Genomic DNA, 26,607 nt, shown 5'->3' with positions numbered 1-26,607 from the left:
TAATTTCCCCCCATGTCCGCCGCGCCTCTTACCCTCACCTGCAACAGCCCCGATGCGACCAGCCGCGTCGCCCGTACGCTCGCGCAGCACCTGGCCCCCGGCGACACCATCCTGCTCGCCGGCGATGTCGGCGCCGGCAAGACCCATTTCACCCGCGCCACCATCCTCTCCCTGCTCGACGCGCCCGAGGATGTGCCCTCGCCCACCTACACCCTCGTCCAGACCTACCACGCCACGCCCGGCGAGCTCTGGCACGCCGACCTCTACCGCCTCACCGACACCTCCGAGATCGAGGAGCTGGGGCTCTCCGCGGCCTTCACCGACGCGATCTGCCTCATCGAATGGCCCGACCGGCTCGGCCCGCTCACCCCGCCCGACGCGCTGACCATCACCTTCACCGCCCCCGGGGCCGAGGATGTCCGAACCCTCACCTTCACCTGGACCGATGCCAAGTGGCCTGCCAAACTCGAAAGCCTCGCCAATGTCTGACCGCTCCGACCTGATCGACGCCTTCATCGACCGGGCCGGCTGGTCCGCCGCGCAATGCGCCCTCCTCGCCGGCGACGCCTCCAACCGCCGCTACTTCCGGCTCACCTCCGACACCGGCACCGCCGTCCTGATGGACGCACCCCCCGAAAAGGGCGAAGACATCCGCCCCTTCGTCCGGATCGCGCAGTATCTCACCGGCCTCGGCCTCTCCGCACCCGAGATTCTGGAACAGGACGAAACCAGCGGCTTCCTCCTCCTCGAAGACCTCGGCGACGCCCTCTATGCCCGCGTCCTCGAAACCTCGCCCGAGCTCGAAAACAGTCTCTACTCCACCGCAACCGACCTCCTGGCCGAGCTGCACGAGAACGACCCGCCCGCCGGTCTCGACCCCTACGATCCGCCCCTGATGACCGATCTCGCGGCCCTCGCCTTTGACTGGTACGCCTTCGCCGCCACCGGCGAAAAGGCCCCAGAGGCCCGCCAGCACTTCCGCGAGGCCTTCCACCAGCTCCTTTGTGATCACACCGCCCAATCGGTCCTCATCCAACGCGACTACCATGCCGAGAACCTCCTCTGGCTCCCCTACCGCTCCGGCACCGCCCGCGTCGGCCTGCTCGACTTCCAGGATGCCATGATCGGCCACCGCGCCTACGATCTTGTCTCCCTCCTGCAGGACGCCCGCCGCGACGTGGCCGAGGCCACCGAAGCCGCCATGCTCGCCCGCTACATCGAGGCCACGAGGCAGGACGATGACAGCTTCCGCACCGCCTACAACCTCCTCGGCGCCCAGCGGAACCTGCGCATCCTCGGCGTCTTCGCCCGCCTCTGCGTCCGCGACGGCAAGGCATGGTATGTCGACATGATCCCCCGCGTCTGGACCCTCCTCCAGCGCGACCTCGCCCACCCGGCCCTCGCCCCCGTCCGCCCGATGCTCGACACGCTCCCCGCCCCAAGCCCCGACATCCTCCAAAGGCTGAAAGACAAATGCGCGACGATCCCCTCCCTGTGATGATCTTCGCGGCGGGCTTCGGCACCCGCATGGGCGCCCTGACCGCGGACCGGCCCAAGCCGATGATCCCCGTCGCCGGCAAGCCGCTGATCGATCACGCGCTGGGCCTCGTCCATGACGCGGGCGTCACCCGTATCGTCATGAACCTGCATTACAGGCCCGATCAACTGCGGTCATACCTCTCCGATACCGACATCCTGTTTTCCGAGGAACAGCCCGACATCCTCGAGACCGGCGGCGGCCTCCGCCACGCCCTGCCGCTTCTCGGCCCCGGTCCCGTCTACACCATGAATTCCGACGCCGTCTGGTCCGGCCCCAACCCGCTCGCCCATCTCGCCAGGGCCTGGGATCCCGACAGGATGGACGGCCTCCTTCTCTGCATCCCCCGCGAGAACGCGGTCGGCCACACCGGCAAGGGCGATTTCGAGTTTACCGGCACCGGCCCGGCCCGCCGCGGCCCCGGCGCCATCTATTCCGGCCTCCAGATCGTCAAGACAGACGACCTCGCCACCATCCCCGAGGCCCATTTCTCCCTCAACCGCCTCTGGGACGTGATGCTGGAATCCAACCGTCTCTTCGCCACCACCTACCCCGGAAAATGGTGCGACGTGGGCCGCCCCGAGGGTATCGAACTGGCCGAGGACATGCTTCAATACGGCCATGTTTGAGCCGTCCACCACCCCCCGCGTCTTCGCCGTCCCGCTCGGGGTGGATTTCCCGGCGGCCCTCGTCCGCGGCCTCTCCACCCGCACCGCCGGCCACCCGCCCGAGGCGCTCGCCCACGCCCGCCTCCTCGTCAACACCCGCCGCATGGCCCGCCGCATCCGTTCGATCTACGACGAAGGCCCCGCCAGCCTGCTCCCCCGCATCGGCCTTGTCACCGACCTCGGCGAACACGCCCTGATGGCCGATATCCCCGACCCGGTCTCGCCTCTCCGCCGTCGGCTCGAACTCCTGCAACTGGTCTCCAGGCTCCTCGACGCCCAGCCCGACCTCGCCCCCCGCAGCGCCCTCTACGACCTCGCCGACAGCCTCGCCGGCCTGATGGACGAGATGCACGGCGAAGGCGTCTCCCCTGACACGATCGCCGCGCTCGACGTCACCGACCAATCCGGCCACTGGGCCCGCATCCAGGCCTTTTTGGGCATTGTCAGACACTATTTCGAAGATGCCACCACCCTGCCGGATGTCGAAACCCGCCAGCGCCTCGTCGTCGAAACCCTCGCCGATCTCTGGGCCGAAAACCCGCCCCAGCACCCGATCATCGTCGCCGGCTCCACCGGCTCGCGCGGCGCCACGCAGCTCCTGATGCAAACCGTCGCCCGCCTGCCCCAGGGCGCGGTCATCCTCCCCGGCTTCGACCGCGACAAGCCCCCGGACGTGTGGGATCGCCTCAACGACCCGAAAACCTCCGAAGACCACCCGCAATACCGCTTCGCCGCCTTCCTCCAGGCGCTCGACCTCTCCCCCTCAGACATCCCCGACTGGTCCGACGACACCCCCGCCAGCCCGGCGCGCAACCGCCTCGTCTCCCTCGCCCTCCGCCCGGCGCCCATTACCGACCAATGGCGCCGCGACGGGCCGAACCTGGCGGGAATAGAGCCTGCTATGGCCCCCGTCACCCTCCTCGAAGCGCCCTCCCCCCGCGCCGAGGCCCTCGCCATCGCCCTCCGCCTCCGCGACGCCGCCGAAACCGGGCAAAGCGCCGCGCTCATCACCCCCGACCGCACGCTCAGCCGCCAGGTCACCGCCTCGCTCGACCGCTGGGGCATCCTCCCCGACGACAGCGCCGGCATGCCCCTCCACCTCGCCCCGGTCGGCCGCTTCCTCCGCCACGTGGCCGAACTCTTCCACCTCCCCCTCTCCGCCGAGGCGCTGCTCACCCTCCTCAAGCACCCGCTCACCCACACCGGCACCGATCGCGGCCCCCACCTCCGCCTCACCCGCGAGCTCGAGCTCCACATCCGCCGCCACGGCCCGCCCTACCCGACCGCACAAGACCTCCACGCCTGGGCCGCCGCCTCCAAGGATCCCCACGCCGAACCCTGGGCCGCCTGGCTCATCGCCTGCTTCACCGACAAGGAACTCCCGGGCAAGGTCGCGCTGGACGACCGCACCACCCGCCACATCGCCCTCGCCGAACAGATCGCCCGCGGCGCAGGCGGCGAAACCACCGGCAAGCTCTGGGCCGACGACGATGGCGCGCAAGCCCTGAAAACAGTCTCTGATTTCGCCGAAAACGCCCCCCACGGCGGCGCCGTCAACGCCCGCGACTACGCCACCCTGTTCCACGCCATCCTCTCCCGCGGCGACGTCCGCAAGAGCCTCAAGGCCCACCCCCTCATCAGGATCTGGGGCACGCTCGAGGCCCGCGTTCAGGGCGCAGACCTCCTCATCCTCGCCGGCCTCAACGAAGGCAGCTGGCCCGAAGCGCCCAGCCCCGACCCCTGGCTGAACCGCGACATGCGCGCCGCCGCCGGCCTCCTCCTCCCCGAACGCCGCATCGGCCTCGCCGCGCACGACTTCCAGCAGGCCCTCCTCGCCCCCGAAGTCTGGATCACCCGCTCGATCCGCTCCGACGACACCGAAACCGTGCCCTCCCGCTGGCTCAACCGCCTGCAGAACCTCCTCTCCGGCCTCCCCGAGCAGGGCGGCAGGGCGGCGCTCGAGCAGATGCGCCAACGCGGCCGGCACTGGCTCAACCTCGCGAAGGCCTTCGAAGACCCCGGCACCACCCCCGCCGAAACCCGCCCCTCGCCCAGGCCCCCCACCGCCGCGCGCCCAAAACAGCTCTCTGTTACGCAGATTCAGAGACTGATCCGCGACCCCTACGCCATCTACGCCCGCCACGTCCTCCGCCTCAAACCGCTCGACCCGCTGATGCGCGTGCCCGACGCCCTCCTCCGCGGCACCGTCATCCACGAGGCGCTCGAACGCTTCATCCTCGCCACCCGCGACACCCCCGAGGAAATCACCCGCGAGCGTCTCATCGCCGAAACCGCCACCGTGCTGGCCGAGGCCGTCCCCTGGGCCGACACCCGCGCCATGTGGCAGGCCAAGCTCGAACGCGCCGCCGATACCTTCATCGAGGGCGAACACGCCCGCCGCCAACTCGCCCAGCCCGCCGCGCTCGAGGCCAAAGGCGCCGCCGATATCCCCGAGCTCGACTTCCGCCTCACCGCCAAGGCCGACCGGATCGACATCGACCCCGCCGGCAACCTGCACCTCTACGACTACAAGACCGGCAAGGCCCCCTCGAAAGACCAACAGAAGCATTTCGACAAACAGCTCCTCCTCTCCGCCGCCATCGCCACCCAATCCGGCTTCGCTCCCATCGCCCCGGCCAAAGTCGCCCGCGCCACCTTCATCAGCCTTGGCAGCGGGAAGCCCGAGGAACCGGCGCCACTAGACACTGAACCGCCTGAAAAGGTCTGGAACGAGTTCCGCGAGCTGATCGCCCGCTACATGTCCCCCGACCTCGGCTACACCTCCCGCCGCGCCCCGGAACGTACCGCCGACACAGGAGACTACGACCAGCTCGCCCGCTTCGGCGAATGGGACATCACCGACGACCCCGACCCGCGGGAGGTGGGCCAATGACCCGCCATAACGAAGCCACCCTGCGCCAGATCCGGGCCGCCATGCCCGACCGCTCCACCTGGCTCTCGGCCAATGCCGGCTCCGGCAAGACCAAGGTACTGACCGACCGCGTCGCCCGCCTCCTCCTCGAACAGGTCGACCCCCAGCACATCCTGTGCCTCACCTACACCAAGGCCGCCGCCTCCGAGATGCAGAACCGGCTCTTCGACAAGCTCGGCAAATGGGCCATGCTGCCCGATTCCGACCTGACCGAAGAGCTTCAGACCCTCGGCCATGATTTTGTGATCACAGAGGACAGGCTCAACTGGTCCCGCCAGCTTTTCGCCCGCGCCATCGAGACGCCGGGCGGGCTCAAGATCCAGACGATCCACTCCTTCTGCTCCGCCCTCCTCCGCCGCTTCCCGCTCGAGGCCGGCGTGACCCCCCAGTTCACCGAGATGGAAGATCGCGCCGCCACCCTTCTGCGCGCGGAGATCGTCGAGGCCCTCGCCTCCGGCCCCCATGCCGACACGCTCTACACCCTCGCCCGCCACCACACCGGCGAAACGCTCGACGAGCTGACGCAGGAAATCGTCAACAACAGGGCCGCTTTCGAGACCCCCGCCTCCGACGAATGGCTCGAGAACCTCTTCGACCTCCCCCCCGGCACCACCCGCGACAGCATCGCCGCCAGCGTCTTCTTTGGCGGCGAAATGGACCTGCTGGAGTCGCTCTGCGCGGCGCTGGCGGCCAGCGGATCGAACGACCAGAAAGCGGGCCTCAAACTCGCCACTGTCACAGCGCCCGGCTTAGACGCCCTCGCCGTGCTGGAGGACGTCTTTCTTCTTAAGTCTGGCGAGAACGCGTTCTGCGCCAAGACACCGGAGCATTCTAAACAGCCGTTTCCGACCCAGGGCTTCCGCACAGCAAATGCGTCTCTAATCACGGCTTTGGACCCATTCATGGCCCGCGTCGAAACCGCCCGCACCCGGCGTATCGCGCTTCAGGCCAAGGACCGTACCGCCGCCCTCCACGCCTTCGCCCGCGTCTTCCTCCCGGCCTATGAACAGGCCAAGCTCCTCCGCGGCTGGCTCGATTTCGACGACCTGATCCTCAAGGCCCGCGACCTGCTGACCGATCGCAAGGTCGCCGACTGGGTGCTCTTCAAGCTCGACGGCGGGCTCGACCATATCCTCGTCGACGAGGCCCAGGATACCTCGCCCGTCCAATGGCAGGTCATCGAACGCCTCGCCCAGGAATTCACCAGCGGCCAGGGCACCCGCCCCGACACGCCCCGCACCATCTTTGTCGTCGGCGACAAGAAACAGTCGATCTACTCCTTCCAGGGCGCCGACCCGCGCGAGTTCGACCGGATGAAATCCGAGTTCGCGGCGCGTCTCTCGAACAATGAAACCCCGCTGCAGGATATGGAGATGGAGTTCTCCTTCCGCTCCTCCCGCGCCATTCTGGATACGGTCGACGCCACCTTCGAAAATCACGAATCCAGCGGGTTCGGTGACGGTTCCGGACACACGGCCTTCAAGGAGCAGATGCCCGGCCGCGTCGACCTCTGGCCGCTGATCGAGGCGCCCGAGAAGCCGGAAGACCCGGACTGGTTCGACCCAGTCGACGTCAAGGCGCCCGACGATCCGGCCCGCGTTCTGGCCAAGACGCTGGCACAGTCCATCAAGGCCATGATCGGCACGCCGCTCCCCGACCAGACCGGCGAAACCGCCCGGCCGATCGAGGCGGGCGACATCCTCATCCTCGTCCGCCGCCGCTCGGCCCTCTTCCACGACGTCATCCGCGAATGCAAGGCGCTGGGCCTCCCCGTCGCCGGGGCTGACCGGCTCAAGGTCGGCGCGGAACTGGCGGTGAAGGACCTCGCCGCGCTCCTCTCCTTCCTCGCCACGCCCGAGGATGACCTCGCGCTGGCAACCGCCCTGCGCTCGCCGCTTTTCAGCTGGTCCGAGGCGGAACTCTACGAATTGGCCCATAACAGGGTCGAAAACTACCTCTGGGCCGAGCTCCGCAATCGCGCCGCGGAGTTCCCCGACACCATGGCGATCCTCGGCGATCTGCGCCGCCAGGCCGACTACCTCCGCCCCTACGAGATCATCGAGCGCATCCTCATCCGCCACGATGGCCGCCGCAAACTCCTCGCCCGTCTCGGGCAGGAGGCCGAAGACGGCATCGACGCCCTGCTCAGCCAGGCGCTCGCCTATGAACGCAACGCCGTCGACAGCCTCACCGGCTTCCTCGTCTGGATGGAAACCGACGACCTCGAGATCAAGCGCCAGATGGACAATGCCGGCAACCGCATACGGGTGATGACGGTCCACGGCGCCAAGGGCCTCGAATCCCCCGTGGTGATCCTGCCCGACACCAATCAATGGCGTCTGCAGCATCGCAATCAGACGGCACCCACCGGCGGCACCCTCGTCTGGCGCATGGGCGCCGCCGACGCACCCCCGGCCCAGCGCGCGGCCGATGACGACGCGAAGCTCGCCCAGCAGGCCGAGCGCGACCGGCTGCTCTACGTCGCCATGACCCGGGCCGAACAATGGCTCATCGTCGCGGCGGCCGGTGATCTCGGCAAGGACGGGCTCAGCTGGCACGACAAGGTTCGCACCGGGCTGGAGAAGACCGGCGCGGTGCCGTTGCTGACCGATCACGGCCCCGGCCTCCGCTACCAGATCGGCGACTGGCCCTCCTCGTCCACCGAGACCGAACGACTTGACGACACCGAAACAGTCTCTGTTCCACCCCATTTCACCCAAATGGCGCCCGAGCTCCAGGTCGCGGCACCCCCCCTCAGCCCCTCCACCGACCTCGGCGGCGCCAAGGCCCTTCCGGGCGAAGCCGGTCTCGACGAGGACACCGCCAAGCGCCGCGGCCGCCAGATCCACCTGCTGCTCGAAACCCTCGCCGGCACGCCAGAAGACGGCTGGCCCGATCTCTCGGCCCGCATCCTCTCGCAAGGCGAAGACGCCGCCACCGGCGACGAGCTCACCGCCCTCACCACCGCCGCCGGCACCGTCCTCAAGGCCCCCGCCCTGGCCGACATCTTCACACCCGACGCCCTGCTCGAAGTGCCCATCACCGCCCGGCTCGACGCCCTGAACGGCGCCCGCATCCACGGCATCATTGACCGGCTCATCGTCACCCCCACCCACGTCACTGCCATCGACTACAAGACCAACGCCATCGTCCCCGCCACGCCCGAGGCCTGCCCCGAAGGCCTCCTCCGCCAGATGGGCGCCTATGCACACGCGCTCCAACAGCTCTACCCCGACCGTGAAATCCGAACGGCCCTGCTCTGGACGCAAACCGCCCAGCTCATGCACCTGCCACACGATCTTGTGACGGCCGCCCTGTGCAACACCCATATACCTTGACGCGCCCGGTCCCGCTTCCTAGGTTGCGATCCCAAGCCTCACCTCTTTCCCGGGAGAACCGAAATGCCCACAGTTGCCGTAACTGACGATACGTTCGACGCCGAAGTGAAGAATTCCGACATCCCCGTCGTGGTGGATTTCTGGGCCGAATGGTGCGGCCCCTGCAAACAGATCGGCCCCGCGCTGGAAGAGATCTCGGCCGAAATGGGCGGCAAGGTGAAAATCGCCAAGGTCGATGTCGATTCGAACCCCAACACCGCCACCCAACTTGGCATCCGCGGCATCCCGGCGCTGTTCATCTTCAAGAACGGCGAGGTAATCTCGAACCGCGCCGGCGCCGCGCCGAAGGCCGCGCTGCAAAGCTGGATAGAAGACAGCATCTGATCTGCCTTTTACGGATTGGACAGAGACGGGTCGCCTTTTGGCGGCCCGTTTTTTCTGGGGCTCTGCCCCAGACCCCGGGATATTTCCGGCCAGAAGAAGCACGGGGGCGGCTTTTCTTTTGGCGGCGGGAGTGGTTCTTTACGGGCCATGACGCTGACCAATTCCGATATCGCCGAGCTCATCACCCTCCGGCGCGACCTGCACCGCACGCCGGAACTCTCGGGCGAGGAGGCGGCGACGGCCAAGCGTATCCTCTTCGCCCTGTCGCCCTTCGCCCCCGACGCGCTGATCACCGGCCTTGGCGGCCATGGCATCGCGGCGATCTACGAAGGGGTCGCGCCCGGGCCCACGGTGCTTTTTCGCTGCGAGCTCGACGCGCTGCCGATCCATGAGACCGGACAGCCGGAATACCGCTCCGAAACCGATGGCAAGGGGCACCTCTGCGGGCATGACGGGCACATGGCCATCCTCACCGGCCTCGCGCGCCGCCTCTCCCGCCAGCGGCCCGCAAAGGGCCGCGCCGTGCTGCTGTACCAGCCAGCTGAGGAAACCGGCGCCGGCGCGGCCGCGGTCATCGCCGATCCGAAATTCGACCCTGTTTCACCCGATTACGCCTTTTCGCTCCACAACATGCCCGGCCTGCCCCTCGGCGCGATCGGTCTGGCCGAGGGCCCGGTCAACTGCGCCTCGCGCGGGCTGCACCTGACCCTCACCGGCAAATCCGCCCATGCCTCCAACCCCGAAAGCGGCACCTCTCCGATGGCCGCGGTCGCCTCGCTCATGCCCGCCCTCACAGCCCTCGGCCAGGGCACGCTGGATCAGCCCGGCTTCAAGCTCGTCACCGTCACCCACCTGCGCATGGGCGAGCCCGCCTTCGGCATCGCCCCGGGCGAGGCCACGCTTTACGCCACGCTTCGCACCCTCACCGATGACGGGATGGACGACCTCGTAAACGACGCGCTCACGCTCATTGCCCAAACGGCCGATCAGCACGGGCTCACCGCGTCGCATCGTTTCGAAGACATCTTCCTCCATTCCGAGAACCACCAAGAGGCCACCGCCCTCCTGCGCCGCGCCCTCGACACGCTGCAAATTCCCCACGACACCACCGGCCAGCCCTGGCGCGCGTCCGAGGATTTCGGCCGCTTCGGCCATACCGCCAAATCCGCCATGTTCCTCCTCGGCGCAGGCGAAACCCATGCCGCGCTGCATAACCCCGATTACGACTTCCCCGACGACCTGATCGCCCCCGGCGTGCGTATCTTCGAACAGGTGGCGCGCGACCTGCTGGGCTGATCCGCCCTTGCACCCCGCGCCCGCCCCTTCCATATACCCCCGAGAACAAAGCGGAGGCCCCCATGACCAAAGAATTCCCCGGCTGGCACGGCACCACCATCATCGCCGTCCGCAAAGGCGACGAGGTTGTCGTGGCCGGCGACGGGCAGGTCAGCCTTGGCCAGACCGTCATCAAGGGGACCGCCCGCAAGGTCCGCCGGCTCAGCCCGGGCGGCTATGACGTGGTCGCCGGATTCGCGGGCTCGACGGCGGACGCCTTCTCGCTCCTCGAACGACTCGAGGCCAAGCTCGAGGCCACCCCGGGCCAACTGCAGCGCGCCAGCGTCGAGCTGGCGAAAGACTGGCGCACCGACAAGTACCTGCAAAAGCTCGAGGCGATGCTGATCGTCACCGATGGCGCACAGCTTTACGTGATCACCGGCGCGGGCGACGTGCTGGAACCCGAACATGACGTCGCCGCCATCGGCTCGGGCGGCAACTTTGCCCTCGCCGCCGCGCGCGGCATGATGGACAGTGACAAATCGGCCGAGGAGATCGCCCGTGCGGCGATGGCCATCGCGGCCGATATCTGCGTCTACACCAATGGCAACCTGACCGTGGAAACCATCGGCAAATGATCGGGCGCGACGATCTTCGCGCCGGTGTTTCGGCTGGAATCGTCTCTGAAGCGCAGGCCGCCTCGCTGGCCAGCCTCGCCGACAGCCGCCGGGGCGCACGCGAGAACCTGGCGCCGGGTGATGAACCGTTCGAGCTCTTCAAGGGCTTCAACGAGATCTTCATCGTCGTCGGCCTCGTCATCCTCGCCTCGGGCTGGATCGCGGTGAACGCGGCCACCATGCTGACCGAGATCGTCAACTACCGCACGCAGGTCATCACCATGGCCGCCGTCGGCGCGGGCGTGCTCTGGCTCCTGTCGGAATACTTCATCCGCCGCCGCCGCATGGTGGCCCCGGCCATCGCGCTGTCGATCCTTTTCTTCGGCAACGCGGTCAGCGGGCTGGCGGCCAGCTTCTCGGAAATCTTCATGCTCGCGCAGGAGGATTACTCCAGCCTGCCGCTCCCCACATTCCTCGCCACGCTTGCGCTCTTCGTCTTCTGGCTCCGCTTCCGGGTGCCCTTCGCCATGGCGATGATCGCCATCGGGCTCTTCGCGGTGGCCATGCTACTCGCCGCCACCTCCGCCGGCACGCCCGACAGCCTCGACGACCTGTTCCTCCTGTCGGCGGGCGGCCCCTTCGCCTTCATCACGCTGGTCCTGGGCTTCGCCGTGTTCCTTGTCGCGATGTGGTTCGACATGAGCGACCCGCACCGCGTCACCCGCCGCTCGGCCAACGGCTTCTGGCTGCACGTGGTCGCGGCGCCGGCGCTGGTCAACACCATCGCCCTCACCCTGCTCGACCGCGACACCGCCGGCTCCAACATCCTGCTGATGGCGGTGCTGGCCTTCTTCGCGCTGGTCGCCATCGTGATCGACCGCCGCTCCTTCCTGCTGGCGGCGATCGGCTATTCGGTGGCGCTGGCCTTCACCGTCCTCGGCGGCGACGGCGCCCCCACGACCGTCCTCTCGCTCGGCATCGTCCTGCTGATCCTCGGCGCCTTCTGGGAAAAGATCCGCGCGCGGCTGCTCCGGCTCATGCCCTTCCTGCCGCTCGACCGGCTGCCGCCATCGGCGTAACCCGACACACTTGCTTGCGTTTTCGCCCCCCGTGCTTACGTTCCGTCCAACCTCTGACAGGAGCCCCACATGACCGACCTCACCCCGCGCGAAATCGTGTCCGAGCTGGACCGTTTCATCATCGGACAGAAGGATGCCAAGCGCGCCACCGCCGTCGCCCTGCGCAACCGCTGGCGCCGCAAGCAGCTCTCCGATGACCTGCGCGAAGAGGTGTACCCGAAGAACATCCTGATGATCGGCCCCACCGGTGTCGGCAAGACCGAGATCTCCCGACGCTTGGCCAAACTCGCCCGCGCCCCCTTCATCAAGGTCGAGGCCACCAAGTTCACCGAGGTGGGCTATGTCGGCCGCGATGTCGAACAGATCATCCGCGATCTCGTCGACGCCGCCATCAACCAGACCCGCGACTGGATGCGCGAGGACGTGAAGACCAAGGCTCACGCCAATGCCGAGGAACGCGTCATCTCCGCCATCGCCGGCGACGATGCCCGCGAGGGCACGCGCGACATGTTCCGCAAGAAGCTCAAGAACGGCGAGCTTGACGACACCATGATCGAGCTCGACATCGCCGACAATTCCAACCCCATGGGCATGATGGACATCCCCGGCCAGCCCGGAAGCCAGATGGGCATGATGAACCTCGGCGACATCTTCGGGAAGGCCTTCGGCGGCCGCACCACCCGCAAGCGGATGACCGTGGCCGAAAGCTACGAGATCCTGATCGGAGAGGAGGCCGACAAGCTGCTTGATGACGAGGCCGTCAACCGCACGGCGGTCGAGGCGGTCGAGCAGAACGGCATCGTCTTCCTCGACGAGATCGACAAGGTCTGCGCCAAGACCGACACCCGCGGCGGCGACGTCTCCCGCGAGGGGGTCCAGCGCGACCTGCTCCCGCTGATCGAGGGCACGACCGTCTCCACCAAGTATGGCGCGGTCAAGACCGACCATATCCTCTTCATCGCCTCGGGCGCCTTCCACATCGCCAAACCCTCCGACCTGCTGCCCGAGCTTCAGGGCCGCCTGCCGATCCGTGTCGAGCTTCGCGCCCTGACCGAGGAGGATTTCGTCCGCATCCTGACCGAGACCGACAACGCCCTCACCCGCCAGTATACCGCCCTGATGGGCACCGAGGATGTCACCGTCACCTTCACCGAGGATGGCATCGCCGCGCTCGCCCGCATCGCGGCCGAGGTGAACCAGTCGGTCGAGAATATCGGCGCCCGCCGTCTCTATACCGTCATGGAACGCGTCTTCGAGGAGCTCAGCTACACCGCCCCCGACCGCGCCGGCGAGAGCATCACCGTCGATGCCGCCTTCGTCGAGGCGAACCTGGGCGAACTGTCCCGCTCCGCCGACCTTTCCCGCTACGTGCTCTGACCGGTGTTTCATCCCGCCCATAACCGGAAGGTCCGGCCATGAACATGATGTCCACCTTCATCAAGCCGATGCACCCCGAGGGCCGCCGCTTCGTGGCGATCTTCGCGGCCATCACCTTGGTCCTCTTCCTCATCTGGGACGTGCTCGGCTGGCTCGGCGTGGGCCTCACCATCTGGTGCTACTACTTCTTCCGTGACCCAGAACGTCACCCCCCCGACCGCCCTGACGCCATCCTCAGCCCGGCCGACGGCATTGTTTCGCTCATCGAACCGGGCATCCCCCCGGCCGAGCTCGGCCTGCCCGACACCCCCCTCACACGGGTCAGCGTCTTCATGTCGGTATTCAACTGCCACGTGAACCGCGCGCCGGTCAGCGGCACCATAACCCGCATGGCCTACCGTCCGGGCAAGTTCTTCAACGCCTCGCTCGACAAGGCCAGCGAAGACAACGAGCGCAACGGCCTCGTCATCCGGATGGAGGACGGCCGCGATATCGTCACCGTACAGATCGCCGGCCTCGTCGCCCGCCGGATTGTGAGTTTCAATTCGGAAGGCGATCGGTTAAACGGGGGCGAACGCTTCGGGCTGATACGCTTCGGGTCACGGCTCGATGTCTACCTGCCCGAGGGCGCAAGGCTCCTGGCAAAACCGGGGCAGACCATGATCGCCGGCGAAACCGTCATCGCAGAGACCGGCACGCCAATCGAAAGCTGACATTCGGAACTGAATGCCACACAGGCACGGAAAACCCCTACGCGAAATGCTGTTCATCAGGATGTTGCCCAACCTGATGACCCTGGCCGCGATATGCGCCGGGCTGACCGCGATCCGCCTCGGGTTCGAGGCGCATTACGGGCCTGCCGTCCTGCTCGTTCTGGTCGCCGTGGTGCTCGACGGGCTGGATGGCCGCGTTGCCCGGATGCTCGGCACCGATGGCGAGATCGGGGCCGAGCTCGACTCGCTGGCCGATTTCCTCAATTTCGGCGTCGCCCCGCCGCTGGTCGTCTATTTCTGGGCGCTGCAGGAAATGCGTGTGCTCTCCTGGATCGTGGTGCTGATCTTCGCGCTGTGCTGCGTCATCCGCCTCGCCCGGTTCAACGTCGGCAACCGCGCCGGCACCTTGCCGGACGATGGCAACCGCTTCGTCGGCATCCCGGCGCCCGCGGGGGCCACGCTCGCCATGGTGCCGATGTTCATGGCCTTCGCCTTCACCGACCGGCCGATCCTGCCGGACCTCGCGATCTGCGTCTACCTGCTGCTCATCGCCGGGCTGATGGTCAGCCGCATCCCCACGCTCTCGCTCAAGGGCCTGCCCTTTGCCCGTGGCAATGCCGTGCTGCTCGCCGCCGGGCTCATCCTGCTGGCGGGCGCGTTTTTCATCTTCAAATGGGTCACGATGATCGTCCTTTGCGGCATCTACCTCGCCACAGTCCTCTGGGCGGCGCTTACCGCCTCCCGCCGACACCTGACAAGGAAGCGCTGACATGGAACTGAATGCCGTCGAAAACTCCTATGCCCGCTGGGCGCCGGTTTATGACGCCACCTTCGGCGCGGTCACCAATGCCGGCCGCCGCCGCGCGGTGAAGTATATCAACGAACGGCCGGGCAGGGTGCTCGAGGTGGGCGTGGGCACAGGGCTGGCCCTGCCGCTCTACGACCCGGCCTGCCAGGTGACCGGCATCGACTACTCCGACGAGATGCTCGAAAAGGCCCGCGCCAAGGTCAAGTCGCGCGGGTTGTCGCATGTCGAGGCGCTCCGCCAGATGGATGCCCGCACGCTCGACTTTCCCGACGACAGCTTCGATACCGTCGCGGCGATGCACGTGCTCTCCGTCGTCCCCGAGCCCGAGCGCTGCATGGCCGAGATCGCCCGCGTCTGCGCCCCCGGCGGCCGGATCGTCATCACCAACCACTTCGTGCACGAGAAGGGCCCGCTCGCCTTCCTCGAACGCATCTCGGCGCCTTTTGCCAACGTGCTCGGCTGGCATTCCGATTTCCACATCGACACCGTCCTGCGCGACGACCTCTCCGTTACCGACCGCAAGACCATCCCGCCCCTCGGCATGATGACCTTCCTCGTGATGGAGAAACCCCGGCCGTCGTAGGGCAGGGGCCAACCCACCCCCATACCACTGCCCCGTCCCGGCCCTGAGCCGGGACCTCGAACCGCACACCCGCCGGGCGAGCGCCAAAACTCAATGGCGGAACGAAACTCTCCCTCCACGAAACCCCCGTTGCGCCCCGCACAACATCTCGTGCCACCCCCCAACGCACGCCACATCAACCCGGCCAACCACCGCCAAAAACACCGACAAAATACCGACGTTATACCGACGCGATACCGATACGGGATTTTCCTTGTTAATCCGCGTCTTAACCCCTGATTCGCCCCGCTCGCCGATTTCGCTTCACTTCCCCCCGTTTTCGGGCGACGAAAGGGCATGCCAATCCTCGCCTTCCTCCGCCACAACGCCCCGTGGCTGACCGCCGGTGTCCTGCTGACCTTCCTCAGCAGTTTCGGCCAGACTTTCTTCATCTCGATCTTCGCCGGCCACATCCGCGAAGCCTTCGATCTCTCCCACGGCCAATGGGGCGGCATCTACACGCTGGGCACCACCGCCTCGGCCCTTGTGATGGTCTGGGCGGGCGGTTTGACCGACCATTTCCGGGTACGGGTCCTCGCGCCGATCATCCTTGTTTTGCTGGGGTTTGCGTGTCTCTCCATGGCGCTGAACCCGGTGTGGTGGGGGCTGATCCTGGTGATCTTCGCACTGCGCTTCACGGGGCAGGGGATGACCAGCCACATCGCCGTGGTGGCCATGTCCCGCTGGTTCATCGCCAGCCGCGGCAAGGCCCTGTCGGTCGCCACGTTGGGCTTCGCCGTGGGCGAGGCACTGCTGCCGCTGGGCTTCGTCGCGCTGATGGCGATCTATGACTGGCGGCTGCTCTGGGGCGGCGCGGCACTTATCGCGATCCTCGGAATCCCCCTTGTTTTGCTGCTCCTTCGGCAGGAACGCACCCCGCAATCCTGGGCCCAGTCCGACCAGTCCCTCGGCATGGAAGGCCGCCACTGGACCCGCCACCAGACCATCACCCACTTCCTGTTCTGGTTCATGATCCCGGCGCTTCTCGGCCCCTCCGCCTTCGTCACCGCCTTCTTCTTCCACCAGGTTCATTTTGCCGAGATCAAGGCCGTCGAACATGTTGAACTGGTTGCGATGTTTCCGATCTACACGGTCGTCAGCATCCTTGCCATGATGGCCTCCGGCTGGGCACTCGACCGGTTCGGCACACCCCGCCTGATCCCCTTCATGCAGATCCCGATGATCGCTGCCTTCCTGGTCTTCGCGATGGCTGAAACCCCTCTGGCCGTGCTGATGGGCTTCCTGTTCATGGGCCTCACCACGGGCTTCAACACAACCCTGCCCAACGCCTTCTGGGCCGAGTTCTACGGCACCGGCCGCCTCGGCTCGATCAAGGCGATGGCCGCGGCCGTCATGGTCTTCGGCTCCGCCATCGGCCCCGGCATCACCGGCCTCGGCATCGACCTCGGCCTGGGGCTCGAAACCCAGTATATGCTGGTCGCGATCTACTTTGTCTTCACGACGATCATGATGATGATCGGCGTCGCCCGCGCCCGGCCCCTGCTAGCGTTTTCGCCGTAGGTAAACGTAATAGGCGCCACCCCCGCCGTGGCGCAGATGCGCCTCGGCAATCTGCAGGACCATCTGAGAAAGCGGCGGCGACCGCAGCCATTGCGGCACTGCGTGGCGCAACACACCCGGCCGCTGCGGTATCGGCCCGTCATCCGGGGATTGCCGGCCCTTCCCGGTGATCACCAGCACCAGCCGCCGCTCGCGGGCATGGGATTTCATGATGAACGACTGCAGCGCCGGTTTCGCCTGGTCCAGCGTCATCCCGTGCAGGTCGATCCGCCCCTCCGGCTTGAGCTTGCCGCGCTTCAGACGATCATAGGCCTTGCGGTCCATCTGAACCGGCGCCGCGGCGATCTGCTCCGGCAGGCCCGGCAACACATCGTGGCGCGCGCCACTGGCCTTGGATTTCTGCCCGATCTCGAACCGCTCCATCGGCTCCGGGCGGGGTTGATCAGGTTTCTTCTTGTCATCCCGAAAAGGAAGCCCCTGCTTGACTTTAGAGGGTTTGGGCGGATGCATCCGCTCTGTCGTTTTCGCCACCTTGTTCCATAGGTCAAGCTCGTCCGGCCGAAGTTTCCGCCGGCTCACTGATACGGCTCCGTCGCCGTGGCAAAGGCCCGCTGGATCGGCAGGAGGACAACCATGCGCCCCGGATCCTTGAGCATCCCGGCGGCCCGGCCGGCGGCATCCCCGGTGCCGAAAAACACGTCGGCCCGCTGCGGCCCCTTGATGGCCGAGCCGGTATCCTGCGCGATCATCAAACGGTTGAACGGGTCGGCGCCTTTCTTCTCAACCCAGACCGGTGCGCCCAGCGGGGTATAGGCCGGATCGACCGCGATCGTGCGCTTGGGGGTGACGGACCTGTTCATCGCGCCGAGCGGTCCGTCCTCGGGCGGCACCTGGTCGACACGGCGGAAGAACACGTAGGACGGGTTGTGAAACAGAAGTTCCTGCCCCTCTTGCGGGTTGCGCTTGACCCAGTTCTTTATGACCTCGGCCGACACCTGGTGTGGTTTGTAGATACCGCGACGTACGAGTTCCACACCGATGGATTGATAGGGGTGACCGTTCGAGCCGCCATAGCCGACCCGGATCCGGCGACCGCTGGGCAGGCGAATGCGGCCCGAGCCTTGAATTTGCAGGAAGAACAGTTCGACCGGATCGTCGACCCAGGCAATCTCGTAGCCCTTGCCCCGCATCACATCGCCGGTTTCGATCTCGCGGCGGGTGTACCAGGGATTGTTCGCCTTGGCGGCCTCCGGTTCGCGGTAAACGGGATATCGGTACTGCGCACTTGGTGACAGGGCGCCGTCCAGTTCCGGTTCGAAATACCCGGTGAAAAGCGCCCTGCTGCCGTTCTCGATCAGCATCGGCCGAAAGAACAGTTCAAAGAAGGTTTTCGCGTCGGGTTCCTGCTGGGCCAGGGCGCAGAGCGACCGCCAATCCGGGTCGCGCAGGTCGGGGCAGGTGACAAGGAACGCCTCGAGCGCCCGGTCATGGGTGTCGAAATTCCAACCTTCCAGATCGTCGAAAGCGAGAATCTTGTGGGTCACGTCCTCGGATGCGGCGGTCGCGGCCGCCAGCATCCAGACACAGATTGCGGCCCACAACCGCCGGATCATTCGCCCGTCGCAACAAGCCGCCAGTTGGGATCACCCGAGCCCATGACCCGTTCGAAGGTCCAGGTGTCTTTCTGGCGTTTGGATTGGCCCGGCTTGCCCTCGACGATCTCGCCGTTCTGATCCTTCACGACGGAGATCAACTCACCGATGAACTTCACCGTCACCTCGGCACGGTTGGAGGTACTGTCGAAACGGGCGTCGGACAGGGTCGTGCCCCGAACGCCCACGAACTCTGCCTCGACGGTAAGGCCCTGTTCCTGACGGGAATCCACCACCTGTGCGAAAGCTTCGTACACGTCCTCTTCGAGAAACGGCGCCACCTGGTCGAGGTTGCCGTTCTCGAAGGCCATGAGGATCCATTCATAGGCGCCCCGAGCGCCCTGAAGGAAATCCGTCACCGTGAAGGAGGGTTCGATGCGCTTCATGTCCGCCAATGCCGCCGCGGCCTCGGAATCCTCGGGCACGTGATCGGTGATGTCGTGATCCGGTCCACCCTCGATCACTTCGAAGTCCTGGCGTCGATCGTTCTTTGCAGGCTCGGGCGCACCACGGCGCGGCGGTCCTTCAAACCCGTCCCGCGTACCAAGAACGCTTTTCAGGCGCAGGATCAGGAATATGGCAATACCTGCCAGCACCAAAAGCTGCAGTAGCGGGGAATTCATAGGCACCTCTTCGCATGCGGGGCATGGTAACACATGGTCTGCAAACCTATGTAGGTGACTGATGCTGGCAAGTCCACCATACAGGGTGGACTGCGATACGAGGATTTTTGCAATGTGGTTGTTCCTGGCGTTCCTGATGGTTCCGCTGATCGAGATTGCCCTGTTCATCCAGGTGGGCGGCGCGATCGGGCTGTGGCCGACGCTCGGAATCGTGGTGCTGACGGCAATTATCGGCACCTGGCTGGTGCGTACCCAAGGCGCAATGGCACTTGGCCAATTGCGGTCATCCTTTTCGCATCTGAATGACCCGACCGAGCCGCTGGCGCATGGGGCGATGATCCTGTTTGCCGGCGCCTTGCTGCTGACGCCCGGGTTCTTCACCGATGCGGTGGGTTTCGCGCTGCTCATGCCGCCGGTGCGGCATGCCGCGTTCAACTATCTGCGCAAGCGGGTGCATGTGCAGCGGTTCGACATGGGCCCCGACGGGCCGCGCCGTCAGCCGCCGCACAGGCATCCGCACAGGCCCGAGGTGATCGAGGGAGAGTACGAAGACCTCGACCGCAATGACAGCGACCGGTCCACGCAAGGGTCATCCGGCTGGACTAGGCATTGAGGCCTGTTTGCCTTCCTGCTAAGGCAATTCTCGATTTAAGTCCGCTTTTTGGAGAGCTCCATGGCCGAACAGGAAAACGGCGGCGCGCAGCCGCACCAGCCCCAGCAGCCGCCGCAGGTCAAGATGAACATCGTGACCCAGTTCGTGCGGGACATGTCGTTCGAAAACATCCTTGCCCAACAGGGCACCGGCGGTGAAGTGACGCCGGATATCGAGGTTTCGGTAAATCTCGACGCGAAGAAGCGGCAGAACCCGGACACTTACGAAGTCGTCACCAAGCTGCGCGTCAATTCCAAGAACAAGGGGACGGAGCAGCATCTTTTCCTGCTTGAGCTCGAGTATGTCGGCGTCTTTCAGATCGAGGGCGTGCCGGACGAGCAGCTTCACCCATTCCTGTTGATCGAATGCCCGCGGATGACATTCCCGTTCCTGCGCCGGATCGTCAGTGACGTCACGCGCGACGGGGGCTTCCCGCCGCTGAACCTCGAGAATATCGACTGGGTGCAGCTTTATCGGAACGAGATTGCCCGCCGTCAGTCGGTTTCGGGTCAGCCCGAGACACCTGACGCCTAGCCGGTCTTATTCCACAACGCCGCGTCGCCCATCGCTTCGACAAAGGCAGCGTGGGCGGCGGCTTCTGCCTCAGTCAGGCGCGAGGGCAGGGGAGAGGGACGAGGAGAAGGGCGCCAGGTGCCGACGGTGTCGGCACGTTTCTCGGTGGCGACATCCTGCCCTGCGGTAAGACCGAAATCCGGCTGTCGACCACCGATGAGTTCCAGGTAGACCTCGGCCAGGATCTCCGAGTCGAGCAGCGCCCCGTGCAGCGTCCGCGACGAATTGTCTATGCCGAACCTCCGGCACAGGGCATCCAGGCTGGCGGGTGAACCCGGGAATTTTTTTCGGGCGATGTCGAGCGTGTCGATCGCCTGTTCCCATGGGATGGCGGGTAGCTTGACCCATTTCAGCTCGGCATTGATGAACTTCATGTCGAACGAGGCGTTGTGGATCACCAGCTTGGCGTCGGCGATGAAGGTAACGAAATCCTGGGCGATCTTCGCGAAAACGGGCTTGTCGCGAAGGAAATCATCGCCAAGCCCGTGCACCTCGAAAGCCTCCTGCGGCATAGAGCGTTCGGGGTTTATGTACTGGTGATACGTGCGCCCGGTCGGCATGTGATTGTACAGCTCGACCGCCCCGATCTCGACGATCCGGTCGCCTTCGTCGGGGTTGAATCCGGTGGTTTCAGTATCGAGAACGATTTCACGCATTGGCCAGCCTGTTTCTTATCTGTCGTACGACATCCTGAACCTGTTCGCGGGCATGCTCAAGCGAGTCCGTCACGATAACGTAGTCGGACCTGCGTCGTTTTTCCGCATCCGGCAGTTGCTTGGCCAGGATGGCTTCGAACTGTGCTTCGGTCATCGTGCCGCGTTCGAGCACACGGGCGCGCTGCACATCGGGCGGAGCCGTGACGCAGACCACGGCATCCATCGCGCGTTCGCCGCCCGTTTCAAAGAGCAGCGGGATATCGAATACGGCAATGTCGGATTTGGCTGTCTCGAGGAAGGTTTTTCGATCCGCACCGACCAGCGGGTGGACGATGGCCTCGATCCGAGCGAGGGCGGACGGGTCTTTGGCCAGGATCTCCTTGAGCCGCGGACGGGAGATCGCGCCGTTCTCGATGGCGGTGGGGAATGCCTTTGACATCGGTGCCACGGCAGCCCCGCCTTTGCTGTACAGCCGGTGCACTGCCGCGTCGGCATCCCAGACAGCACAGTCTTCTTCAGCGAACAGCCGGGCCGTTGTCGATTTGCCCATTCCGATTGAGCCGGTCAACCCGAGCCGGAAGGTCATCTAAGCGCCGCGGCCCGCGTCGCACTATCGACCTCGGGCCGCACGCCGAACCAGCGCTCGAAGGCTGGTACAGCCTGGTGCAACAACATTCCGAGGCCATCGACGATGTGACAGCCAAGTTCTTCGGCTTCAGCAAGGAACCGGGTTTTCAGGGGAGCGTAGACAAGATCGTTGACGACTGCCCCTCGCTGAAGACCATCCAGCGGGACGCGCAACGGTGGCTTGCCGATCATTCCAAGCGACGTGGTGTTTACCACCGTGATGGCGTCCTCGAGCATGTTACCGGCCTGAACCCAGTCTATCACCTGTAAACGCTTGCCAAAATCGGCCCGCAGTGCTTCGGCCCGCACCTTCGTCCGGTTAGAGATCAGGATTTCGGGAACGCCCGCTTCCAGCAGGGACGTGACCACGGCCCGCGCGGCCCCCCCGGCACCGAGCACAGCGGCCGGCCCGGCCGTCGGATCCCAATCGGGGGCGTTCTGGCGTATGTTGCTGATGAAACCGTGGCCATCTGTGTTGTCGGCATGGATCTTTCCGTCCTGCCGAAAAATCAGGGTGTTCGCCGCGCCGATCAACGTCGCCCGGTCCGTGATGAGATCGGCGATTTCCAGAACCTTTTCCTTGTGTGGGACGGTGATGTTGACGCCGACGAACCCCATCTTGGGAAGCGTTCGCAGAACGCTTTCAAGGTCTTCGGTTTTCACTTCCATCGGGATGTAGAACCCCGGCAGACCATTGACCTTGAGCCAATGGTTGTGAAGCTGAGGTGACTTGGAATGCGCCACAGGCGATCCAATGACCGCGGCGAGCGGGATTTTCGTTTCACTCATGTCTCTACTACCCCACGCAAACCGAGATACGCCAAAAGCTCCAATAGCGGCAATCCAAGGACGCAGAAATAGTCGCCCTGGACCTGAGAAAACAACCTGACACCTTCTTCTTCAAGCTTATATCCTCCGACCGAATGACGGATACTGTGCCAGTTGCGCTGCAGATACGCCTCGAGATACTCGTCCGAGAATGATTTCATTGTCAGACGAACGACGCCGACATGACGCCAGACCGGTGCGCCGTCCTCATAGATCACCGCAGCCGAAAGGAGCTGATGAGTGTCGCCGCGCAGGCGGAGCAGCTGTTCCCGGGCGTCATCAAGGCTTTCCGGTTTCCCGAGAATGTCGCCACGATGAGCAAGCACCTGGTCGCACCCGAGGACGAGGGCGGCTCCCGCATGCGACGCAACTTTTCGCGCCTTCATCTCTGCGAGCGCGTCGGCAATATCCCTGGGCGGTGCCTGTTCCGCTTGCATCGCTTCACGAAGCGATACTTCGTCGACGCGGGCAGGCTTGACGTCGAACGATACGCCGGCATTGCGAAGCAACTGCTGGCGGATTTCGGAAGCTGAAGCGAGGACGAATTTCTGGGACATGGGGATAATTCGAGGGATTACTGCTGGATGCTCCGGGGACTGAACCCGGACATTTCCACGACACCTTCCAGCATGCAAGAATGGCCCGCACTTTCGTGGCGTTCTTCCATGGTTTTCAGGGTGTGGGAAAGGATAAGCCGGGCAACGCCGGTATTCATCTTACCAAAGATCCAACCTGCATTTCGTCCACAAGTTACTTGTTGCCATGGAAGATGACAAGTCATTGAAAAATAATCGAAATACCGTGAGAATTGGCGAATGTCCGGCTGCTCATCTACAGGTTTTCCCACAGTTTCGGAATTTGTTCATATCTCTGTTGAGAAAGCCATAATCCACAGAATTTGGAGCCCCAACAAACACATCATTCTTTTATCTTTCTCTAATTATTATTAGGAAGTCAGACAAAACCGGGGCTCGTCATGACCGACCTTCTGTCGCTGGCCTATCCGTGGACCAAGGCGTTTCATATCATCGCCGTGATCTCCTGGATGGCCGGGATATTTTACCTACCCAGACTGTTCGTCCATCACGTCGAGCAGAAGGGTGGTAACGATCCAGTCTTTGAAATGATGGAAGAGAAGCTTTTTCGCGTGATCATGAACCCGGCCATGATCGCGACGTGGGTGTTTGGCCTTTGCCTAGTCTTCACGCCCGGGATCGTCGACTGGGGGTCGGCCTGGCCCTGGATCAAGGCAGCGGGCGTTCTGGGGATGACATGGTTCCACCACTGGCTTGGCCGTAGACGGAAGGAGCTGGCGGCTGGCCGCAACACGGTGAATGGTCGGCAGTACAGGTTGATGAACGAGGTTCCGACGGTTCTGATGGTGGTTATTGTTATAGCGGTCGTCGTTCGTTTCTGACTTTCGTTGACATGTGAAGCCTGTCTCCTTATATCCGCCGGCAGGCTCCCGTCCGGGATGCTGGTTTTCCATGAATGAAATTGGTTGCTGCGCGGGTTCTGCGCCGAACCATAAGGTGTCTTCCCATGTCCCAAGACCGTTTGAACCTGTCCGATCTGAAAGCGCAGACCGCGGCAGACCTGCTCGCCATGGCCGAGGAGCTCGAGATCGAGAACGCCTCGACGATGCGCAAGGGCGAGATGATGTTCCAGATCCTGCGCGAGCGGGCTGATGAAGGCTGGACGGTTTTCGGTGATGGGGTGCTCGAGGTGCTGCAGGACGGGTTCGGATTCCTGCGCTCTCCGGAAGCCAACTATCTTCCGGGCCCTGACGACATCTACGTCTCTCCGGACACGATCCGGCAGTTCTCGTTGCGCACCGGGGACACGGTCGAAGGTGAAATCCGGGCGCCCGATGACAACGAGCGTTACTTCGCTCTGACCAATGTCAGCCAGATCAACTTCGAAGACCCCGAGCATGCGCGGCACAAGATCGCGTTCGACAACCTGACGCCCCTCTATCCCGACGAGCGGCTGAAGATGGAGATCGAGGATCCGACGATCAAGGACAAGTCGGCCCGGGTCATCGACCTGGTGGCGCCGATCGGCAAGGGTCAGCGTTCACTGATCGTGGCGCCGCCGCGGACGGGTAAAACGGTGATCCTACAGAACATCGCCGCCAGCATCGAACGTAATCACCCTGAGTGTTACCTGATCGTTCTGTTGATTGACGAACGCCCCGAAGAGGTGACGGACATGCAACGTTCGGTCAAGGGCGAGGTGATTTCATCTACCTTCGACGAACCGGCTGCACGACATGTCGCAGTGGCGGAAATGGTGATCGAGAAGGCCAAACGCTTGGTCGAGCACAAACGAGATGTAGTGATACTTCTCGATTCGATCACAAGACTTGGTAGGGCCTACAACACTGTTGTGCCCTCTTCCGGTAAGGTTCTGACCGGGGGCGTCGATGCCAACGCGCTGCAAAGACCGAAGCGCTTCTTCGGGGCCGCCCGGAATATCGAGGAAGGGGGGTCGCTGACAATCGTGTCGACCGCCCTGATCGAGACCGGCAGCCGGATGGACGAGGTCATCTTTGAAGAGTTCAAGGGTACCGGTAACTCGGAGCTCGTGCTTGACCGCAAGATTGCGGACAAGCGCGTCTTCCCGGCGATCGACATCCTCAAGTCCGGCACGCGGAAAGAGGACCTTCTCATCGACAAGGGGGACCTGCAGAAGACATTTGTGCTTCGACGGATCCTCAACCCGATGGGGACGACCGATGCGATCGAGTTCCTGCTGAGTAAGCTCAAGCAAACAAAGACGAACTCGGAATTCTTCGACTCGATGAACACCTGAGCGGGAGCCTCCTCGGAGGGCACTCATGGACACGATTTTTGCATTGTCGACGGCGCCGGGGAAAGCCGGGGTCGCCATTGTCCGTGTATCGGGTCCGTCCGCGCATGATGCCGTTCGCCTGCTGTGCGGGGATGTTCCGGCGCCACGCGTCGCTTCGCTTCGCGTGCTCAAGGATCGAGACGGACGACAGCTTGATGAAGCCGTCGTTCTGACATTCGAACACGGTCGCAGCTTTACGGGTGAGGCATCGGCAGAGTTTCATGTCCACGGAAGTACGGCCATAACCGCGGCCTTGCTTGATGAATTGGGTCATGTCCAGGGATTGCGGGCCGCCGATCCGGGCGAGTTCACGCGCCGTGCACTGGAGAACGGGCAGCTAGACCTCGCGCAGGTCGAGGGCCTTGCGGATCTGATCGATGCGGAAACGGAAGCTCAGCGTCGGCAGGCGATGAGGGTTCTCTCGGGCGACCTTGGGAGGAAAGCGGAAGGCTGGCGCGGGAAACTCATTCGGGCAGCCGCCTTGTTGGAAGCGACTATCGATTTCGCCGATGAAGAGGTTCCGGTTGATGTTGCACCGGAAGTTACGGAGCTTGTGACCGGCGTGGTATCCGAGTTGCAGACAGAGATCGCCGGTGTGGGGATTTCGGAACGCATTCGCACAGGGTTCGAGGTCGCAATCGTCGGGGCGCCGAACGTGGGAAAGTCGACATTGCTGAATGTCCTCGCCGGAAGAGAGGCGGCGATTACCTCCGAGCATGCGGGGACAACCCGGGATGTGATCGAAGTGCGGATGGACCTGGGCGGTTTGCCTGTGACGCTCCTTGATACTGCTGGGCTTCGCAAAACCGACGATGCCGTCGAGAGTATTGGAATAGATCGCGCGCGCGAACGGGCCGCAATGGCGGATCTGCGCGTTTTCCTCGTGGAGCCTGACACGTCGCCGGAGATCGCACCGTCTGAAGGAGATATCGTTGTCGTTACGAAGGCAGACTTGAACCATTGTGAGACGGGGATATCCGCGAAGACCGGCAAGGGCGTTGCCGAGTTGGTCGAGCGGATCACGTCGACGCTTTCTGCCCGGGCGATGACGAGCAGCATTGCTACACGGTTTCGGCACAAGGAGGCCATGGCCCGAGGATTGGCCGCCCTATCGTCAGCAATTGTTCTTTTGCCACACGGCGAGGATACCGCGGATGTTGCGTCCGAAGAACTTCGGACAGCTATCCGGGCTCTTGATTCTCTGGTAGGACGCATCGATATCGAGAATGTCTTGGACGAGATTTTCGCGAGCTTTTGCATCGGGAAGTAGGA

At 64.5% G+C, this 26,607-nt stretch carries 26 protein-coding genes; 19 read left to right on the top strand and 7 right to left on the bottom strand.

Going from position 1 to position 26,607, the window contains the following annotated elements; all coding sequences use genetic code 11:
• Nucleotides 1-12 precede the first annotated feature (12 nt).
• The 14 genes from tsaE (at nt 13) to ACO07J_RS14040 (ending at nt 16,871) form a co-directional block, all read left to right on the top strand.
• Nucleotides 13-489, top strand: a complete 477-nt coding sequence (tsaE, locus tag ACO07J_RS14105) for a tRNA (adenosine(37)-N6)-threonylcarbamoyltransferase complex ATPase subunit type 1 TsaE (RefSeq protein WP_422030041.1) — start codon at nt 13-15, stop codon at nt 487-489.
• Nucleotides 482-1,498 (top strand): aminoglycoside phosphotransferase family protein, encoded by a 1,017-nt coding sequence (locus ACO07J_RS14100; RefSeq protein WP_422030039.1) that lies wholly within the window; start codon nt 482-484, stop codon nt 1,496-1,498. The genes tsaE and ACO07J_RS14100 overlap by 8 nt, the downstream gene beginning before the upstream one ends.
• Complete coding sequence (locus ACO07J_RS14095) at nt 1,474-2,166, top strand: nucleotidyltransferase family protein (protein WP_422030037.1); 693 nt, start codon at nt 1,474-1,476, stop codon at nt 2,164-2,166. The genes ACO07J_RS14100 and ACO07J_RS14095 overlap by 25 nt, the downstream gene beginning before the upstream one ends.
• Nucleotides 2,159-5,098, top strand: coding sequence for a double-strand break repair protein AddB (addB, locus tag ACO07J_RS14090; RefSeq protein ID WP_422030035.1), 2,940 nt, complete (start codon nt 2,159-2,161; stop codon nt 5,096-5,098). Before ACO07J_RS14095 ends, addB begins: the two co-directional genes overlap by 8 nt.
• Nucleotides 5,095-8,475, top strand: coding sequence for a double-strand break repair helicase AddA (gene addA, locus ACO07J_RS14085; protein WP_422030033.1), 3,381 nt, complete (start codon nt 5,095-5,097; stop codon nt 8,473-8,475). Before addB ends, addA begins: the two co-directional genes overlap by 4 nt.
• Before the next feature lie 63 nt (nt 8,476-8,538).
• Nucleotides 8,539-8,859: a thioredoxin gene (trxA, locus tag ACO07J_RS14080; RefSeq protein WP_422030031.1), complete on the top strand. Its 321-nt coding sequence runs from the start codon at nt 8,539-8,541 to the stop codon at nt 8,857-8,859.
• 147 nt (nt 8,860-9,006) lie between these two features.
• On the top strand, nt 9,007-10,155 hold the full coding sequence (locus ACO07J_RS14075) for an amidohydrolase (RefSeq protein WP_422030029.1): 1,149 nt from the start codon (nt 9,007-9,009) through the stop codon (nt 10,153-10,155).
• Between the two features lie 62 nt (nt 10,156-10,217).
• Entirely contained in the window at nt 10,218-10,772 is a 555-nt protein-coding gene (gene hslV / locus ACO07J_RS14070; protein ID WP_422030027.1) for an ATP-dependent protease subunit HslV, read from the top strand.
• On the top strand, nt 10,769-11,830 hold the full coding sequence (locus ACO07J_RS14065; RefSeq protein ID WP_422030025.1) for a hypothetical protein: 1,062 nt from the start codon (nt 10,769-10,771) through the stop codon (nt 11,828-11,830). Before hslV ends, ACO07J_RS14065 begins: the two co-directional genes overlap by 4 nt.
• A 69-nt stretch (nt 11,831-11,899) precedes the next feature.
• Entirely contained in the window at nt 11,900-13,207 is a 1,308-nt protein-coding gene (gene hslU / locus ACO07J_RS14060) for an ATP-dependent protease ATPase subunit HslU (RefSeq protein ID WP_422030023.1), read from the top strand.
• A gap of 38 nt (nt 13,208-13,245) precedes the next feature.
• Nucleotides 13,246-13,920, top strand: a complete 675-nt coding sequence (locus ACO07J_RS14055) for a phosphatidylserine decarboxylase (RefSeq protein WP_422030021.1) — start codon at nt 13,246-13,248, stop codon at nt 13,918-13,920.
• A gap of 13 nt (nt 13,921-13,933) precedes the next feature.
• Entirely contained in the window at nt 13,934-14,689 is a 756-nt protein-coding gene (gene pssA / locus ACO07J_RS14050) for a CDP-diacylglycerol--serine O-phosphatidyltransferase (RefSeq protein WP_422030019.1), read from the top strand.
• Between the two features lies 1 nt (nt 14,690).
• Nucleotides 14,691-15,311, top strand: coding sequence for a class I SAM-dependent methyltransferase (locus tag ACO07J_RS14045; RefSeq protein ID WP_422030017.1), 621 nt, complete (start codon nt 14,691-14,693; stop codon nt 15,309-15,311).
• Nucleotides 15,312-15,647: 336 nt separating this feature from the next.
• Nucleotides 15,648-16,871 carry an MFS transporter gene (locus ACO07J_RS14040; RefSeq protein WP_422030015.1) on the top strand — a complete coding sequence of 408 codons (1,224 nt, stop codon included), beginning with the start codon at nt 15,648-15,650 and terminating at the stop codon, nt 16,869-16,871.
• Here the strand turns inward: ACO07J_RS14040 and ACO07J_RS14035 are convergent.
• From ACO07J_RS14035 to ACO07J_RS14025, 3 genes are read right to left on the bottom strand one after another with little or no spacing between them, the layout of a single operon-like run.
• Entirely contained in the window at nt 16,854-17,450 is a 597-nt protein-coding gene (locus tag ACO07J_RS14035; protein ID WP_422030013.1) for a Smr/MutS family protein, read from the bottom strand. The genes ACO07J_RS14040 and ACO07J_RS14035 overlap by 18 nt on opposite strands.
• Nucleotides 17,447-18,484 (bottom strand): murein transglycosylase A, encoded by a 1,038-nt coding sequence (locus ACO07J_RS14030; protein ID WP_422030011.1) that lies wholly within the window; start codon nt 18,482-18,484, stop codon nt 17,447-17,449. Before ACO07J_RS14030 ends, ACO07J_RS14035 begins: the two co-directional genes overlap by 4 nt.
• The gene (locus ACO07J_RS14025; protein ID WP_422030009.1) at nt 18,481-19,146 is read right to left on the bottom strand and encodes a Tim44/TimA family putative adaptor protein; all 666 of its coding nucleotides are present in this window, start codon (nt 19,144-19,146) and stop codon (nt 18,481-18,483) included. Before ACO07J_RS14025 ends, ACO07J_RS14030 begins: the two co-directional genes overlap by 4 nt.
• Nucleotides 19,147-19,258: 112 nt before the next feature.
• Here ACO07J_RS14025 and ACO07J_RS14020 point away from each other — a divergent pair, with 112 nt between their 5' ends.
• Nucleotides 19,259-19,759, top strand: coding sequence for an FxsA family protein (locus tag ACO07J_RS14020; protein WP_422030007.1), 501 nt, complete (start codon nt 19,259-19,261; stop codon nt 19,757-19,759).
• A 60-nt stretch (nt 19,760-19,819) separates the two neighbouring features.
• On the top strand, nt 19,820-20,332 hold the full coding sequence (secB, locus tag ACO07J_RS14015) for a protein-export chaperone SecB (RefSeq protein ID WP_422030005.1): 513 nt from the start codon (nt 19,820-19,822) through the stop codon (nt 20,330-20,332).
• Here the strand turns inward: secB and dnaQ are convergent.
• The 4 genes from dnaQ to ACO07J_RS13995 are packed head-to-tail and all read right to left on the bottom strand — an operon-like array spanning nt 20,329 to nt 23,039.
• On the bottom strand, nt 20,329-21,027 hold the full coding sequence (dnaQ, locus tag ACO07J_RS14010) for a DNA polymerase III subunit epsilon (RefSeq protein ID WP_422030003.1): 699 nt from the start codon (nt 21,025-21,027) through the stop codon (nt 20,329-20,331). The two genes, secB and dnaQ, sit on opposite strands and share 4 nt — an antisense overlap.
• Nucleotides 21,020-21,613 carry a dephospho-CoA kinase gene (gene coaE, locus ACO07J_RS14005; RefSeq protein WP_422030001.1) on the bottom strand — a complete coding sequence of 198 codons (594 nt, stop codon included), beginning with the start codon at nt 21,611-21,613 and terminating at the stop codon, nt 21,020-21,022. Before coaE ends, dnaQ begins: the two co-directional genes overlap by 8 nt.
• Entirely contained in the window at nt 21,610-22,443 is an 834-nt protein-coding gene (locus ACO07J_RS14000; RefSeq protein WP_422029999.1) for a shikimate dehydrogenase, read from the bottom strand. Before ACO07J_RS14000 ends, coaE begins: the two co-directional genes overlap by 4 nt.
• The gene (locus ACO07J_RS13995) at nt 22,440-23,039 is read right to left on the bottom strand and encodes a Maf family protein (RefSeq protein ID WP_422029997.1); all 600 of its coding nucleotides are present in this window, start codon (nt 23,037-23,039) and stop codon (nt 22,440-22,442) included. Before ACO07J_RS13995 ends, ACO07J_RS14000 begins: the two co-directional genes overlap by 4 nt.
• Nucleotides 23,040-23,458: 419 nt before the next feature.
• Here ACO07J_RS13995 and hemJ point away from each other — a divergent pair, with 419 nt between their 5' ends.
• From hemJ to mnmE, 3 genes are all read left to right on the top strand, one after another.
• The gene (hemJ, locus tag ACO07J_RS13990; RefSeq protein ID WP_422029995.1) at nt 23,459-23,899 is read left to right on the top strand and encodes a protoporphyrinogen oxidase HemJ; all 441 of its coding nucleotides are present in this window, start codon (nt 23,459-23,461) and stop codon (nt 23,897-23,899) included.
• A 125-nt stretch (nt 23,900-24,024) separates the two neighbouring features.
• Nucleotides 24,025-25,296: a transcription termination factor Rho gene (rho, locus tag ACO07J_RS13985; protein ID WP_422029993.1), complete on the top strand. Its 1,272-nt coding sequence runs from the start codon at nt 24,025-24,027 to the stop codon at nt 25,294-25,296.
• A 25-nt stretch (nt 25,297-25,321) separates the two neighbouring features.
• A complete protein-coding gene (mnmE, locus tag ACO07J_RS13980) occupies nt 25,322-26,605 on the top strand; it encodes a tRNA uridine-5-carboxymethylaminomethyl(34) synthesis GTPase MnmE (RefSeq protein WP_422029991.1) in 1,284 nt (427 codons plus the stop codon).
• Nucleotides 26,606-26,607 lie beyond the last annotated feature (2 nt).

Source organism: Roseovarius sp. (genome assembly GCF_965228755.1).
GTDB lineage: Bacteria > Pseudomonadota > Alphaproteobacteria > Rhodobacterales > Rhodobacteraceae > Roseovarius.
The sequence above is the reverse complement of the archived record's forward strand: the minus strand, read 5'-3'. Positions and strand labels throughout refer to the sequence as shown.

Bases quoted from the DNA above. Each gene is read 5' to 3' on its own strand.
- tsaE (WP_422030041.1), top strand. From the start codon at position 13: ATGTCCGCCGCGCCTCTTACCCTCACCTGCAACAGCCCCGATGCGACC.
- ACO07J_RS14100 (WP_422030039.1), top strand. From the start codon at position 482: ATGTCTGACCGCTCCGACCTGATCGACGCCTTCATCGACCGGGCCGGC.
- ACO07J_RS14095 (WP_422030037.1), top strand. From the start codon at position 1,474: ATGCGCGACGATCCCCTCCCTGTGATGATCTTCGCGGCGGGCTTCGGC.
- addB (WP_422030035.1), top strand. From the start codon at position 2,159: ATGTTTGAGCCGTCCACCACCCCCCGCGTCTTCGCCGTCCCGCTCGGG.
- addA (WP_422030033.1), top strand. From the start codon at position 5,095: ATGACCCGCCATAACGAAGCCACCCTGCGCCAGATCCGGGCCGCCATG.
- trxA (WP_422030031.1), top strand. From the start codon at position 8,539: ATGCCCACAGTTGCCGTAACTGACGATACGTTCGACGCCGAAGTGAAG.
- ACO07J_RS14075 (WP_422030029.1), top strand. From the start codon at position 9,007: ATGACGCTGACCAATTCCGATATCGCCGAGCTCATCACCCTCCGGCGC.
- hslV (WP_422030027.1), top strand. From the start codon at position 10,218: ATGACCAAAGAATTCCCCGGCTGGCACGGCACCACCATCATCGCCGTC.
- ACO07J_RS14065 (WP_422030025.1), top strand. From the start codon at position 10,769: ATGATCGGGCGCGACGATCTTCGCGCCGGTGTTTCGGCTGGAATCGTC.
- hslU (WP_422030023.1), top strand. From the start codon at position 11,900: ATGACCGACCTCACCCCGCGCGAAATCGTGTCCGAGCTGGACCGTTTC.
- ACO07J_RS14055 (WP_422030021.1), top strand. From the start codon at position 13,246: ATGAACATGATGTCCACCTTCATCAAGCCGATGCACCCCGAGGGCCGC.
- pssA (WP_422030019.1), top strand. From the start codon at position 13,934: ATGCCACACAGGCACGGAAAACCCCTACGCGAAATGCTGTTCATCAGG.
- ACO07J_RS14045 (WP_422030017.1), top strand. From the start codon at position 14,691: ATGGAACTGAATGCCGTCGAAAACTCCTATGCCCGCTGGGCGCCGGTT.
- ACO07J_RS14040 (WP_422030015.1), top strand. From the start codon at position 15,648: ATGCCAATCCTCGCCTTCCTCCGCCACAACGCCCCGTGGCTGACCGCC.
- ACO07J_RS14030 (WP_422030011.1), bottom strand. From the start codon at position 18,484: ATGATCCGGCGGTTGTGGGCCGCAATCTGTGTCTGGATGCTGGCGGCC.
- ACO07J_RS14025 (WP_422030009.1), bottom strand. From the start codon at position 19,146: ATGAATTCCCCGCTACTGCAGCTTTTGGTGCTGGCAGGTATTGCCATA.
- ACO07J_RS14020 (WP_422030007.1), top strand. From the start codon at position 19,259: ATGTGGTTGTTCCTGGCGTTCCTGATGGTTCCGCTGATCGAGATTGCC.
- secB (WP_422030005.1), top strand. From the start codon at position 19,820: ATGGCCGAACAGGAAAACGGCGGCGCGCAGCCGCACCAGCCCCAGCAG.
- dnaQ (WP_422030003.1), bottom strand. From the start codon at position 21,027: ATGCGTGAAATCGTTCTCGATACTGAAACCACCGGATTCAACCCCGAC.
- coaE (WP_422030001.1), bottom strand. From the start codon at position 21,613: ATGACCTTCCGGCTCGGGTTGACCGGCTCAATCGGAATGGGCAAATCG.
- ACO07J_RS14000 (WP_422029999.1), bottom strand. From the start codon at position 22,443: ATGAGTGAAACGAAAATCCCGCTCGCCGCGGTCATTGGATCGCCTGTG.
- ACO07J_RS13995 (WP_422029997.1), bottom strand. From the start codon at position 23,039: ATGTCCCAGAAATTCGTCCTCGCTTCAGCTTCCGAAATCCGCCAGCAG.
- hemJ (WP_422029995.1), top strand. From the start codon at position 23,459: ATGACCGACCTTCTGTCGCTGGCCTATCCGTGGACCAAGGCGTTTCAT.
- rho (WP_422029993.1), top strand. From the start codon at position 24,025: ATGTCCCAAGACCGTTTGAACCTGTCCGATCTGAAAGCGCAGACCGCG.
- mnmE (WP_422029991.1), top strand. From the start codon at position 25,322: ATGGACACGATTTTTGCATTGTCGACGGCGCCGGGGAAAGCCGGGGTC.